The organism is Bacillus sp. SSR7, assembly GCF_055902415.1.
In genome coordinates, this window is the sequence record NZ_JBVVXV010000006.1 from 266,763 (window position 1) to 281,469 (window position 14,707).

Below are 14,707 nucleotides of genomic sequence, written 5' to 3' on the forward strand. Positions count from 1 at the left end.
ATCCTAAAACATATTAGGATCGCCTTTTTTATTAAATTGCAAAACGCTTATACTTTTCGTAATCGCTCGTCTTACATTCTACTTCTAGTTTCGTACCTTCGTTTTCATAACTCGTAGATAGAACGTGCGCATGATTATTGAAATAAGAAACTACCTGTCCTTGATCATATGGAATTAACATTTCACACTTCGTATACTCTTTATAGATGTGTGAGCGAATCATTTTTACAAGTTCTTCAATTCCAACGTGTTTCTTCGCTGATAAATAAACACGGTCTTCTTGTACTTTCGGAATTTCAACATCTACCATATCTGATTTGTTATAAGCATAGATTGTTGGGATATTTTCTACTCCAATTTTCTTTAACGTTTCATTTGTAATATCAATTAACTGTTCATAATTTGGATTTGCGTAATCTACAACATGAATAAGTAAGTCTGCTTCCGCTACCTCTTCTAATGTTGAACGGAATGCTTTCACAAGATGATGCGGTAATTTACTTACAAATCCAACTGTATCTGTTAATAAGAATGATTTGTTATCTGGTAAATCAATATTTCGCACCGATGTTTCTAACGTCGCGAATAACATATCTTTTTCAAATACTTGTTTTTCTTCTGTACCATTGTAAATTTCAAGCATCGCATTCATCGTCGTTGATTTTCCTGCGTTCGTATAACCTACTAATGCTACAACAGGAATTTCATTTTTCTTACGTTGTTTTCGCTGCGTTTGACGCTGCGCAACAAGAGCTTCTAAATCTTTATTTAAAACTGAAATTTGTTCTTCAATTTTACGACGATCCAACTCTAATTTCTTCTCACCGACACCTTTATTTTTCGTACCAACTCCGCCGCTCTGTCTTCCTAACGATTCACGAAGACCAATTAAACGAGGCATCATATATTGAAGGTGGGCCACTTCTACTTGCAGCTGCGCTTCTTTCGTTTTCGCACGTTGCGCAAAAATATCTAAAATTAATATGGTACGGTCAATTACTTTACAATCTAAATCCGCTTCTAAATTTCGAATTTGTGAAGGAGATAATTCGTCATTAAAGATTACCATATTCGCACCTACTTCATTTACATAGGCTGCTACTTCTTCAATCTTTCCTTTTCCAATATAATGGGATGGATTTACACGTTGTAAATTTTGCGTCACTTGTCCAATTACCTCTACATCACAAGCTTCTGCAAGATTCATTAGCTCTTCCATCGAATATGCAAAATCATCCTCATTACCTAAATTTACTCCAACTAAAACTGCTCTTTGTAATAATTCTTCCATATATTTATTCCTCCATTTCGATTACGTAAAATAAAAAACACAGGTCGCTGCCTGTGTTTTCGTAAACGGATAAGGGTTCACCAAAGAAATAGAAGAAAGCTATGCTTTCATCCTATCTCATAGTCAAAAAGTCCCAAAATCATATACGTATCCACAATAAGTGTTCACCTATACGATCCCATTCTATTTATAAAGGCAAAACAAAAAGAGGGCGTATTCGTCCCTCCCTCTTTTTCACATATAAGCTTAGTAAAGGGTTCCTTTAAAATAGGCAGACCAATCCCGTTCACTCTGTACACAGACAGAGCCTTTGAGCGCTATTCAATTATTGGCACAAAGTATTGAGACGTAATCTGATTAAGATCAAAGGAAGCCCCTCCGTTCATTTTAAGTTACATAAAGTGTAGCATAAGTAATTCGCTTTCACAAGATTAAACCACCTATAGAAACAGAAAGAAAATCTTTGTATTTTTACTTTAATCGTCATTTTTTGCGTGTTCTTCTCACAACAAAAACAATGATTAATAATAGACAAATGGAAATGATAGCAACTTGCCACCTACTGAAACCGCTCACCATCTCCCCTTTTAAATCCACTTCCTTCGTTGGAACAGACTCTTTTGCAATTTGACTTAAAGCCACTTTGTCCGCCCCTGCCTCATCTAATCTCTTCGTTCTACTACAACCATTTGTGTGTAATTGTTTTTCAGACCCTCTTTGAGAAGAATATACTAAGTACTCTCCTCCTTCCACAAAGTGAAATACACAATCACCACCATTTGTATATACAATAATTTGCGAAGAATTTGTCCCTTTCCAAATTTTCTTCACTTCAAATAATACTTCAATTACAACCCCTTCTTTCCTTCCAACCTCAATTACTTTTCCCTCAAACACTACATCGTTTTTTTGAAAGGCCTCTTCTGCTGATACGTTAATACAATCACAAGCATAAGATTTCTCTGAAAAAATAATAAGAATAAAGCTACAAATAATGACAACAGGCAACATGCGTAAAACTGTTTTCAAGGAGCTCAACTCACTTCATTATCAATTTTAAAAACTTCTCGTATATTATTTTTACAACACTCACCAAATTCCTTCATAGTACATTAAGCATTATCGTTTCAATACAACAAAAATCGTTATTGACAATTTTATAATCTGATATTAGTATCAGGTTATAAAATATAGTTAGGAGCTGTTCCTATGAATTCTAAATCCCGTATTACTGCAATTGGTACTCATGTTCCCAATCAAATACTCTCTAATAACGATTTAGAAAAAATGATTGATACGAATGACGAATGGATTGTACAAAGAACAGGAATGAAGGAAAGAAGAATAGCTAGCGAAGATGAATACTCCTCAAACTTAGCCATTAAAGCAATTGAAAATTTATGTACAACATATAAGAAAAACTTAGAAGATGTTGACTGTGTCATTGTCGCTACTACTACTGCTGATTACGTTTTCCCTAGTGTTGCTTGCCAAATACAACAATACTTCAACATACCTCATACAATGGTATTTGATTTAAATGCCACTTGCGCTGGTTTCACATATGGCCTGCACGTTGGTAATAGCTTAATCACTTCTGGATCACACGAAAAAGTACTTGTCGTAGCAACAGAGACATTATCTAAAGTTGCTGATTACACCGATAGAACGACTTGCATTTTATTTGGCGATGGTGCTGGCGCTATTTTATTAGAAAGAGATGAAAACAAACCGAGCTTTATTGCTGCTCATATGGGCACAAATGGGCACGGCGGTATTCATCTATACAGAACAAATTTATCTACTACTATGAATGACACACCGCTGCAAACAAATGAAAAAATCGTTCAAAATGGGAGAGAAGTATATAAATGGGCAACACGCACAGTACCAGCAGGTATAAAAGAACTATTACATACCGCAAATATGCAAAAAGATGATATAGACTGGTTCATTCCTCATAGCGCTAACTTACGCATGATTGAATCTATTTGTGAAAAATCTCAAATTCCAATACAAAAAACATTAACGAGCGTGGAATATATGGGGAATACATCTTCTGTCTCTATTCCACTCGCTCTAGATTTAGCTAGAAAAGAAGGGAAATTAAATAACGGAGACACACTTTTACTGTACGGATTTGGTGGTGGTCTTACACATTTAGGCCTTATTGTGGAGTGGGATTTAAGTTAAATGCATGAAAAAGAGATTCTAGTCAATAACTAGAACCTCTTCTTTAATTTCTTTCTCCTTTTTGAGACCATATCACAACAGGAATCAGCATGAAAGCTAACACTCCTCCAGCTAATGACAATGCCGCATAACTTGAATTCGCTACTACCATTCCTGACATCGCTCCACCAGAAGCTCCAGCTAACGCAATAAACACATCTATCTTCCCTTGTGTTTTTGCACGTGTGGAAGGTATAGTTGCATCAACAATTTGAGCAGTACCACTGATTAAACCGAGGTTCCACCCTAATCCAAGTAAAGACAAAGCAACGATTAATAGTATTAAAGAATCACTTGGCGCTATCGCAGCTATGACACCTGCTGCTAATAAGATTACTCCACCAGCTATACTCATCGTAGTTCTGCCAATTTTATCAATTAACATTCCTGTAACGAGAGATGGAAGATACATTGCACCTACATGAAAACCAATTACAAGACCTACTGCACTTAAAGCATGACCATGGTGTCCCATATGAACTGGCGTCATTGTCATAATTGCAACCATCACGATTTGTGTAAGTATCATTATGATAGCTCCAACAGTAATACCTCGCTTGTTTTCTATTGCCTCTTCTGTTATTGGTTTCCCTTTATATGTATGCTCTTGTTTATATGTTTCTATCATATTAGCAATAAGTAACGGATCTGGACGTAGCATAACAAAAAGGACAAGACCCACCAGTATAAACGCTGCCGCTGATAATATGAATGGGCCAGCAAGTTCAGGAATTCCAATTGAATGAGCAAACCTTCCCATTACACCTACTAAATTTGGACCTGCGACTGCACCAAAAGTCGTCATTACCATCGTAATACTAATGGCAGTTGCTCTTTGCTTCTTATCTGCTAGATCTGTACCTGCATAACGAGCTTGTAAATTCGTAGCTGTACCTGCACCGTAAATGAGTAAAGAAACTAGTAAAAAAATAATACTATTTGTTATTGCAGCCAATACAACTCCAATAGCCCCTAGTCCACCTACTATAAAACCTGCTGCAAGTCCTATGCGACGACCATGTTTTTGCGATAACTTCCCGACAAAGAAAGCCGCTATCGCCGATCCCATTGTAAACATAGCAGCCGGTAAACCTGCAAATGCATCTGTCCCAAGCATTTGCTGCGCAAGAAGTGCACCTACTGTAATGCCAGCAGCTAACCCAGCTCCGCCGAACATTTGTGAAATACTTACGATTATTAATGTTCTTTTGTATAATTTTTGTTGTTCTTCTTCTGTATACATTCGATTACTTTTTAAAGCTCCCGCCCTATCTAACAATTCCTCATCCTCCCTTTGAAATGAAACCCTCTTGTTAATGTACTATGTTTAACGTTACATATTCAATGGCATTTTCCATCCTTCTCTTTCATTCTAAAAAACTCTCTAACCGAATTCATCTTCTCCCATGCTATATTAAAAATATTACTATTCACAATATGCAAGGAGAACACAATAAAAAAACAGACTACTATTAGCCTGTTTTTTTATGCTCCCTCTACCACTCTCCCCCTTCTCTTTTTACTCAAAGTCTTTCTTTCCCAAAATAACAAACTTACTAAAGCACAAATTAAAATAATTGGCACACTTGCTTTATATAAATCTGTAAAACTCATAGCCATCTGATTCTTAGCATAATGGTTTACATCATTCGAAAATGCGAGTACTTCTTTCTTTATACTTTCCTCTTGTTTTTCAACTTCATTTGTCACTTGATTCATAACTTCTTCTCTTTTTATATCTCGATATTCTACTGGAACAGCATTTAATACTTCATCTACTTTTTGGTGAATTAATTCGTCTTTTTTCTCTTTATTTAACCCTACAAATTTTTCATTTTGATGCTTTTCCACATTCGTTTCTATACTTTGATTCTCTATTTTTTCTTTTGTTACTTGTAATATCTCAGCTTGCTCGACACTACTCACATGAATATTACGCACCTTTTCTTCTGCATAACGATATACATTCTCTTTATTTACAGTTAAGTTGTGAGTTAAGTTAGATACAAATATTGCGACCGCTAAAACAATACCTACTTGCCGCAACATTGACACAACACTTTGAGAAGCAGTTAATAATTCCCCTTCAAACGAAGAAGCACTTAAAACTGTAATTGGACCTACTACTAAACCATACCCAACACCCAATATCATACATGGAATAATAATTTCTATATTTGTTGAGTTAACATCAATCATTTGCAACCAATAATAAGATAAGCCCATAACAAGAAAGCCTGATAAAATAATAGTTACTTTTCCGAGTTTTTTAATTAAAGTTGCTGCAGCTGGTGAGACAAAAAATATCATTGCTGAAATAGGTGTCACTAAAAAAGCTGCTTCAATTTCCGTTCGACCTTGTATTTTCGTTAAGAATGTTGGAAGTAATACAGTAACTCCAATTAAAAATACATTACTTAATATGACAACGATAGATGCTCCGACAAACATTCGATCTTTAAATAAATTTAAATTCACCATCGGATTATGAATCTTTCGCTCTACTAGAACAAATAGAATAAGAGAAATAGTACTAAGTGCATAACAAGACAAAGCTATATTACTTTGCCATCCCCATGTATTTCCTTTTACTAATATGAGAGTAAAAGAGAAAATTGCTAAGCTACTTAATAGTAGTCCTACCCAATCTATTTTTGAGATAATACGTTCTTCATTTTTTATTTTTAACATAGTGCAGCATAAAATGATTCCAAGAATACAAATTGGAACATTTACGAAGAACACCCATCTCCAACCAAAATTTTGCGTAATAACTCCACCTATTACTGGTCCCATTGCAGCTGACAATCCTTGTGTTACACCTAAAATTGCTAGTGCAACATGCCTCTTAGCTAATGGCATTGCAGATACACCAATTACCATACTAGTTGGAAATAAAATCGCTGCCCCTATACTTTGTATAAAGCGAGAAAAGATAAGAAAATCCCCTGTATTAGCAAAAGCACACAGCACTGACCCGCCACCAAAAATAATCAAACCAACAATATACATCTTTGCTTTCCCAAAAATATCAGCTATCCGCCCTAGTGGAATAGCAAGTACTGCTATTGTCATTGTATAAACATTTAATACCCAAGACATCTTTTCTAATGAAGTATTTACACTCGTTTGTATCGCTGGTAAAGCTATATTCATAATTGTCGTATCAATCATACAAAGAAATATACCTAAACACATTAAAAGGACAATCTTAATACCCTTTGATTGCTCCATATTCATCCACCCCTTTATTTATTGTGAACGTGTTTTTCATTCTTCTGTTTTATTGTTTTTTTGCTTCTAATTGTTCTAGTTTTCTTTTCAATGTCTCAACTTGAGCACTATACGATGCGATACCTACATCGAGTGAAATTTCCTCAACAAAAGTAATACCTTCTCTCCACTTTTCATATTTCAGACGTAGATCCGCAATGTATGCTTCTTTCCTTTCAATTTCGTCCTTAATCCATTTTTTTATCGCCTGATCATCGGTATAATTACCGAAATACATCCTCATTAAAAAATCTGAACGTAAAACATCTTTCTCTACATCCGTTTGCATGTATTGATAAAACTCTTCACGCCCCTCATCTGTAATAAAGTACATTTTCTTATTTGGTTTCCCTTCTTGCATAACAACTTCTTTTTTTATTTTCCCCTCTTTTTCCAACTGACGTAACGTTGGATAGATCATTCCAAAACTTCCATCAAAGAAATGAGTAAATACGTCTTCAAACACAATTTTAATATCATAACCAGATAATTCTTTTTCCATTAGTAAACCTAAAACAACATCTCTTCCCTTCACAATAAGACCCCCACACACTATATAATCAATAATCATATTAACAATATTAATATGATTATTGATTATATATCTTATTTCATTAATTGTAAAATGTTTCTAAATAAAAAATACCTTGTAATTTTGTTATTCAAAATTACAAGGTATCTCTACTTTATATTTCATATACAAACTTTGTACTATTTTACAACTACATCTTGATTTGTTTCAAAGTGTTCTGCCTTACCTTCTTTCATTTCATAATAATAAGAAGGCAATTCTATACCATGCTCTACAAAATAATCCTCAATTAACGAAATAATTACTTTCAACGTTTTCAAACGTGCGTATAATTTATCGTTGCTCGCGATGATTTGCCATTTTGCATTGGGCTTATTTGTTTTTTCAAACATTTCTTCCATTGCTTCAACATACTCGTCCCATTTTTCACGGTTACGCCAATCTTCATCTGTAATTTTCCATCTTTTTAAAGGATTGTTCTCTCTATCCTTAAACCTCTTTAACTGTTCATCTTTACTAATATGATAGAAAAACTTCCCGATTATATAATGATCATCTGTTAGTAGTTTTTCAAAATCATTGATCTCATCGTACGCTCTCTTCCACTCTTCCCTTGTAGCAAAATCTTCAACCCGCTCAACCAATACCCTGCCGTACCATGAGCGATCAAAAATAGTAATTTGCCCGTACTGAGGAAGTTTCCGCCAGAACCGTTGCAAGTAATGGTATCGTTTCTCATGAGGTGCTGGTGCTCCAATTGGATTTACTTGAAACCCACGCGGATCAAGGTGCTCTGTCACTCGTTTAATCGCTCCGCCTTTTCCAGCCGCATCCCAGCCTTCCATAACAAGTATAACTGCGATTTTTTCTTCTTTTACTATTTGCTGCAACGCCAATAAGCGCCTTTGATATTTTTCGAGTTTCCTATTGTACTTAGATTTTGATTCAATTTTTTTCGTTAAGTCTACTTTAGCAAGATGTACATTTTCCATAAAACAAATCCCCCTTGTTGTATGACAATGTTATTTTAACATATCCATTGGGATTTTTTTCAAATTAAATTTTTTCGAAAAACAATCTCTACTTTTTTTATATCGATAAATTAACTTCACCAATATACCTTTAAGCACACCTATTATTAATTACAAAAACAAAAAAGGAGACTATGCAAAAAAATCTCTACACAGTTTCCTTTTTTAAGATGTATGTCGCTTACTTAGAAAGACTAACAATAAAAATAGGAACTCCATCGATTCACTCATACTACAAACGAATGACAGGCGGAATACCTCCTTCTGGTAAAAAATAAGCAAATACTGTAAATCCAATGATTAACATTGAAAATAATGTTATTATAATTCCGCCTGGTAATGTTAGAAAAAGAGTATTCGGCCTTCTCTTCATAGAGAAAATCATCGAGTATACCCCCAGAAGAAGACTTATTATAGCAATAGTCACATAAACAACTACTGCATACCATGGGTTGAGTTCTAATAAAACACCAGAAATAAATATATACAAAAATAATAATTGTAGAAAAATACTGCTTCCCATACTTACGAGCTCTTTCAATATATCCTCCCCCTAAACCGCATGGTATATTATCTTAAAAAGAGAAGAAAATAACAAACAAATTCATTAAAGAATGGGAGCTCTCAAAAAATGAAACGAAAAATATTAACTCTCTTTACGCTTATATGTTTAGCACTACCAATACAAGCTAGTGCATACACATTTCAATCCCTACCAATTGCATCAAAGTCTAAACAGTGGTATATCGAAATTGATAAATCTCATAACTCAAACAAGCAAGCAATCCAACCAAAACAGGGTGTATTTGATACATATAGTTTACTCGTAAAAAACATCGGTCATGATGTATCAAACGTATCCGTGGAAATACTTGATAACAATCCTACCTCTAAAGCTACCTTTAAACCTACTACACCTAATGAAAATTTTTCCAAAAGTCATACAAGCTTTGACTACATCGTATTCCCATTAGACTTTAATAGCCATAATTTTAAAGTTGTGATTACTTGGGAAGAAAAGAACTTTTCTTACAACGGCCATCCGATAAATGAGAGTAAACAAATGAAACAAACATTTGTGTTTAATGAAGAGTAAGCCCTAATTTGATTAGGGCTTACTCTTTATTTATAAAACCAGATTGAATTGCTTCTGTCACTTCTTTTGTAATATCCAGTTTTGTTGCATCGGTGCTAATTTTCTTATGCCAAATATGCACGGAAGGCTTTTCATTACAAAAATGTTTTATTAATACTAGTTGGTTATATGCTAGCTTATTTTCTCTATGCGTAGCAATATAGACTGTGAAATTTTTTGCTTCAAAGATCTTTTCCTGCAAAGTATATTGGTTGTCCAATTCGTTTGCGACTATATCTTTCAAATCTTCTATAATCATATAAATCGTTCCCCCTCCCCTTATATCATCAATCAAATCTTCGAATACTCGGCACACATAATGCTACTCCAATTGTTACAAGTACTAAAATAGCTAATGTTATAATCGTTATCTCGCCACCTATGACAGTAGCTAACCATCCTACAGCTACATAACCTAGTGGCAATAAAGCAAATGAACCTAACATATCAAGGCTTGCCACTCTTCCAAATGCTTCTTCTGGCACGAGCTCTTGTAAACTCGTTTCCCAAATGAGTCCAAATATCATCATACCGAACCCTTCAATTGCCATTAATACAATTAAAACAGGTGCCCAAGTAATGAACGGCATTATTAAAAGCGCACAACCACTTATTAAAACACCACCATAGGCAAGTATTCCCCGCTTATACCACCGTTCTCTCCCGCCGAATATTAGCGCAGCAACTACAGCTCCAACACCAGAGGATGCCATTCCTAATCCATACACATATGCTTCAAAATGATGATGAACATTAAATAACCATGGGATTAATACGACGATAATTCCTGCATAACAAATATTGATGAAAGAAAAGACTAAAATTGTAATCCATAGCCACGGATGACTTTTTAAAACAAAAACACCTTCCATAAACTCTTTTTTATAATCGACTTTTTTCTTTTCAATAGGTTTTACTTTTTTAAACTTTATTTCTCTTAAAAATAATAAACAAAAAAATGATAACAAATATGTTACTGCATCTAGTCCAAACCCTATTCCGGCAGATGCAACTGAAACGATCAATCCTCCAAGAGCCGGTCCAATTAGTCGTATACCTTGATTGCTCATTTGCGTTAATGCATTAGCTGCATTTCGAATTTCTGGTACAAATACTTTCGCTCTTACAGCCGCATATGCTGGCTGAAATATCCCTTCCATAAGTCCATATAATGCTACAAGTACATATAGAAGTGGAATTGTTAAAACATCCATAAATATAAGTATTGCAAGTAATAGCATTAATACGCAGCGAATTATATCTGTAAATAACATTACCTTCACCCGATCCATTCGATCTACTACTAATCCAGCAAACGGTAACGCAAGAATATTAGGAAGCATGTACATTGCCATAGTCATTCCCATTACAACTGTTGAACCAGTTAATGAATACACAACGACTGGCAAAATAACCATCGTTATCGAACTACCTAAAGTCGAAAGCAATTGCCCAATCCATAAAAATTTAAAATGTGGTGACGCTTTAACTGGCAATAGCAATTTACCGATATAACTTAATTTTTTCTCTGTTGGTATTTCTCCTTGCATACCTCTCTCCTCTTTTCGAAGGATTAAATCCTCCCAATAAAATGTTTTATTTTTAATAATATTCAATCTAATTATATATGAAATTATCAAATTTATGGTAATATTATCAAAAACATAAAGGAGATAATATATGAAAACAATTGAGACAGAAAGACTCATACTACGCTCATTACAATTATATGACGCTCTAGTAATCGAAAAATTAGCTGGCGATTATGATGTTGCTAAAACAACCCTATCTATTCCAAACCCATACCCAAAAGGCTCTGCAAAAGATTTTATTACACATATGCTACAAGCAGAAACTGATAAAAAAGTTGTGATTTTTTCTATATTAGCTAAGAATACTAAAAAATTAATAGGTGTGATTAATTTCAATTTAAATCATATCCATAAACGTGGAGAACTGGCCTATTGGATTGGAAAACCTTATTGGGGAAACGGATTTGGTACTGAAGCGGCGAAAGCACTACTACACTATGGATTCAACGAGCTACATTTAAATAAAATATTCGCAGCAGCTTTTACAAATAATCCTGGTTCATGGCGAATTATGGAGAAAATCGGAATGAAACATGAAGGGACGTTTAATCAACATGTTGTAAAATCTGGTGAACCTATGGATATTACATATTATGGAATATCGCTTGATGAATATAAATAAAAAGGTGTTTTCATAAATGAAAACACCTTTTTATTTATAATTTTAAGTTCTTCTTCAATGTCCAATATTTTTCTTGCGCATTTTCAAATGAAAATTCTACCCAGCCATTTGGATCTTCACGATATACATTTACTTTTGTACCATTTTCTAATTTTCCAACTTCATTTTGTGTCACATTTGGTACACTCTTAATTGGATTGTTAAACGGGAATGGAACTTGATAGTAAGATCCTACAGATTGGACAGTAGCTTTTGCATCTTTTGCATAATCTGTATAAGGAATCGCTTCACTTAATACTTCTACATTTAATGTATTAGGGTTTTTCGGTAGTCGTTTTGCATTTTGGTAATCTGCTTTATTAAAAGGCTTAATGCGTTCCATGATATTAGCGATTTTCCCAGCCCATGCTGTATCTGTTGAATACATAACATTCATTGCTGGCAATGTGTAACCTTTGAAATATCTTGCACCATCTTCTAAGTAGTTCTTTTTTACATAATCAGCGTTATATGAAATACTTAGTCCGTATGACGGTAAATATTTTGCATATGCAAATGGATCACGATCATATGCTCTTAAACCAAATAAATTATGTTTACGATATGCAATTTCTGATTTACCGTAACCAGATTCTAAGATTGCATGTGCAGCTAAGTATAGTGCATTCACACCATACTCATTTTGCGCTTTAATAAAGTCTTGTCCAATTCCAACTAACGGGCTATCTGGATGGAATCTTTGAATATAATTATCAATCTCTTGCGCTGTTACGTTAGATGGTAATGTCACATCTAGATTAATATATGAAGGCTGTTCAGCAGGAACATCCTTTTTAATTTGCATCGCTTTATATAACAATTGTGCATAGCTTTCACGTGTTAATACACCTGATGGATCAAATCCTCCAAGTCCATTCCCTATTGATACACCATTAGATTGCAATGCACTAATTGCTTCTTTTGCCCACCAATATGATGCATCTATATCATTAAATGTATGTGGTGCTTTTACTTCTAATTTAAATGCTCTTTGCAAAATAACAGACATTTCAGCACGGGTTAATGATTCTTTCGGTCTAAACGTTCCTTTATCATCACCTACAAAAATCCCCATATCTGTTAATGCTAAAATTTCCTTTGGGAACATTGTCGTTCCTGCACTAATATCAGAGTATGGATTTTTATAATCACTTTTTGCTTCTGGTTTTAATGCGCGATACATTAATGCTGCTACTTGCTCACGAGTTACAACATCTCCGAAGCCGAATTTACCATTATCGTAACCTGCAATAATTCCTTTTGACGTTAAATCAGTAATTGCTTCAAGTGCCCAATGATTTTTTGGAACGTCTGGAAATTCTTTTGTAGATGCAAACGAAGTTGCTGGAGCCATCACTACTTGAAGCGCGACTGTCACTGCTAACACATTAGAAATAACTTTTTTCATAAATTTTTTAACACGTTTTTTATATGCTTGTCCCGTGTTAACTTGCCTCCCTTTATCGTATAATTTTCCCTATTAAACTAACAAACTCTTAATTAGTCAACAGTAAAAGTATACGTGATAAAAATAAACTAATCTACCATTATTTTATTCATAATTAGTATAATACGATATATCTTTTTATTCCGATACAAAATTACATAAACTTACATAAAAAGCCCATCTATATAAAGACGATGGGCTTAGCAATCAACATTGTTATTTAGCTAAACGATATTTTGCAACATCGAAACCTTTCCATTCATAATAATCTAAAATACCAGCATAAACTGCCTCAGCAGCAATTTGTCTTCCTGATTCAGTAGCTAATTTACCATTATCTATATCATTATCAATAAAGGCAAGCTCTGTCAAAACTGCTGGTACTGTATTATTATTTACTACATAAAGTGAGTGATTGTCTTTTATCCTCCTATCTCTTGTATGTAGTGCTTCTACTACTCTATTTTGAATTTTATTCGCTAATACTTCACTATCCTTTTCAATCTGTGTCTCTTCTCCACGCTTGGATTTTTTATAATAATATGTTTCCGTTCCATGACCATCATGTTTTTCAGAAGAATTTGCATGAATGCTTACAAATATATCTGCATTGTTCTCTTGACCAAATTTTACTCGATTCGCAAGAGATTCATTTTTGTTACTTCCTGGATTTCCGTTTTCTTCACGTGTTAACAAAGCTTTTAAAGGTGTATTTTTTTCTAACAACTTCTGTAATCTTAAAGATGTATCAAATACAATTTTACTTTCCTCTACGCCTTGCCCTGGATTCCCCGGATCAAATCCTCCATGACCAGGATCAATAATAACTACCTTTTCTACTAAAGGGTTACCTATTTTAAGAGCATCTGCCTTTTTTATAAATTGAGCTGCCTCTGCTTTAGTTAGAATTTTTTCGGGCTCCCATTTGTCACCAGTTCCAATAGAAATCCCTAATTCAACTAGAATGTTAGCTTTTGCTTTACCCCAGCTTTTTTCTAGATCACTAAATTTAGTTGCTGGAGTACCATTTACTTTAGAATCTAATTTGTAAGCTTCTACAATAAGAGAGGCCATTGAAACTCGGTCAATTTTCCCAGTTGGATCGAATACGCCCGCTCCTTTCCCTTTTACAACGCCAGCTTTTTCTACAGCTGCGATGAATGGGGTATACCATTGGTTTTGAGAATCACCGAAAGATGGTTTAGCATTTTTATCGATTGGTAAGTTTAAGATTTGAGCCATCATTGTAGCTGCTTCTGCACGAGTGATTTCTTTTCCTGGCTCAAACATTCCTTTTTCGTTACCTGTAACTGCACCTTTCTCTACTAAATAGTAAATAGAGTCTTCTGCCCAATGTTTAGCTGGGACATCTGGAAATTTTTTCGTTTGCGCGAAACTACTAGATGAATAAGATAATATACTAGCTGCAATTATTCCTGCTGCAATTATTCTATTTTTCATAGAATATATTCCCCTCTCAAGTACGATGTATTTATATAACAGACTAATTATA

13 protein-coding genes and 1 pseudogene are annotated in these 14,707 nt (G+C 34.3%); 3 read left to right on the forward strand and 11 right to left on the reverse strand.

What is annotated here, in order from left to right; all coding sequences use genetic code 11:
- Window positions 1–31: 31 nt before the first annotated feature.
- Together hflX and AC0NJG_RS14350 are read right to left on the reverse strand one after the other, a co-directional pair.
- Entirely contained in the window at window positions 32–1,291 is a 1,260-nt protein-coding gene (gene hflX / locus AC0NJG_RS14345; protein ID WP_070805735.1) for a GTPase HflX, read from the reverse strand.
- Between the two features lie 483 nt (window positions 1,292–1,774).
- The gene (locus AC0NJG_RS14350; RefSeq protein ID WP_087994323.1) at window positions 1,775–2,320 is read right to left on the reverse strand and encodes a cobalamin biosynthesis protein CbiN; all 546 of its coding nucleotides are present in this window, start codon (window positions 2,318–2,320) and stop codon (window positions 1,775–1,777) included.
- 180 nt (window positions 2,321–2,500) lie between these two features.
- Here AC0NJG_RS14350 and AC0NJG_RS14355 point away from each other — a divergent pair, with 180 nt between their 5' ends.
- Window positions 2,501–3,484 (forward strand): beta-ketoacyl-ACP synthase 3, encoded by a 984-nt coding sequence (locus AC0NJG_RS14355; protein ID WP_474063169.1) that lies wholly within the window; start codon window positions 2,501–2,503, stop codon window positions 3,482–3,484.
- Between the two features lie 43 nt (window positions 3,485–3,527).
- Here AC0NJG_RS14355 and AC0NJG_RS14360 read toward each other — a convergent pair whose 3' ends face one another.
- The 5 genes and pseudogenes from AC0NJG_RS14360 to AC0NJG_RS14380 all read right to left on the reverse strand — a co-directional run bounded on the left by AC0NJG_RS14360 (window position 3,528) and on the right by AC0NJG_RS14380 (window position 8,900).
- Window positions 3,528–4,802, reverse strand: coding sequence for an MFS transporter (locus AC0NJG_RS14360; RefSeq protein ID WP_474063170.1), 1,275 nt, complete (start codon window positions 4,800–4,802; stop codon window positions 3,528–3,530).
- A gap of 206 nt (window positions 4,803–5,008) precedes the next feature.
- A complete protein-coding gene (locus AC0NJG_RS14365; RefSeq protein ID WP_087994326.1) occupies window positions 5,009–6,757 on the reverse strand; it encodes an MFS transporter in 1,749 nt (582 codons plus the stop codon).
- 36 nt (window positions 6,758–6,793) lie between these two features.
- A pseudogene (locus AC0NJG_RS14370) lies at window positions 6,794–7,331 on the reverse strand (PadR family transcriptional regulator).
- 176 nt (window positions 7,332–7,507) lie between these two features.
- On the reverse strand, window positions 7,508–8,320 hold the full coding sequence (locus AC0NJG_RS14375; protein WP_087952989.1) for a polyphosphate kinase 2 family protein: 813 nt from the start codon (window positions 8,318–8,320) through the stop codon (window positions 7,508–7,510).
- Between the two features lie 271 nt (window positions 8,321–8,591).
- Window positions 8,592–8,900 carry a hypothetical protein gene (locus AC0NJG_RS14380; RefSeq protein WP_000661601.1) on the reverse strand — a complete coding sequence of 103 codons (309 nt, stop codon included), beginning with the start codon at window positions 8,898–8,900 and terminating at the stop codon, window positions 8,592–8,594.
- 90 nt (window positions 8,901–8,990) lie between these two features.
- Between AC0NJG_RS14380 and AC0NJG_RS14385 the strand changes: the two genes are divergently transcribed.
- On the forward strand, window positions 8,991–9,455 hold the full coding sequence (locus tag AC0NJG_RS14385; protein WP_087952990.1) for a hypothetical protein: 465 nt from the start codon (window positions 8,991–8,993) through the stop codon (window positions 9,453–9,455).
- 19 nt (window positions 9,456–9,474) lie between these two features.
- Here AC0NJG_RS14385 and AC0NJG_RS14390 read toward each other — a convergent pair whose 3' ends face one another.
- Together AC0NJG_RS14390 and AC0NJG_RS14395 are read right to left on the reverse strand one after the other, a co-directional pair.
- Window positions 9,475–9,753 carry a hypothetical protein gene (locus tag AC0NJG_RS14390; RefSeq protein WP_087952991.1) on the reverse strand — a complete coding sequence of 93 codons (279 nt, stop codon included), beginning with the start codon at window positions 9,751–9,753 and terminating at the stop codon, window positions 9,475–9,477.
- 28 nt (window positions 9,754–9,781) lie between these two features.
- Entirely contained in the window at window positions 9,782–11,044 is a 1,263-nt protein-coding gene (locus AC0NJG_RS14395) for an MFS transporter (RefSeq protein ID WP_087952992.1), read from the reverse strand.
- Between the two features lie 130 nt (window positions 11,045–11,174).
- Between AC0NJG_RS14395 and AC0NJG_RS14400 the strand changes: the two genes are divergently transcribed.
- Window positions 11,175–11,708, forward strand: coding sequence for a GNAT family N-acetyltransferase (locus AC0NJG_RS14400; protein ID WP_087994328.1), 534 nt, complete (start codon window positions 11,175–11,177; stop codon window positions 11,706–11,708).
- Window positions 11,709–11,742: 34 nt separating this feature from the next.
- On the opposite strand, the gene AC0NJG_RS14405 is transcribed toward AC0NJG_RS14400, so the two are convergent.
- Entirely contained in the window at window positions 11,743–13,155 is a 1,413-nt protein-coding gene (locus AC0NJG_RS14405; RefSeq protein WP_087952994.1) for an S-layer homology domain-containing protein, read from the reverse strand.
- A 255-nt stretch (window positions 13,156–13,410) separates the two neighbouring features.
- On the reverse strand, window positions 13,411–14,655 hold the full coding sequence (locus tag AC0NJG_RS14410) for an N-acetylmuramoyl-L-alanine amidase (protein WP_087994329.1): 1,245 nt from the start codon (window positions 14,653–14,655) through the stop codon (window positions 13,411–13,413).
- Window positions 14,656–14,707: the final 52 nt, after the last annotated feature.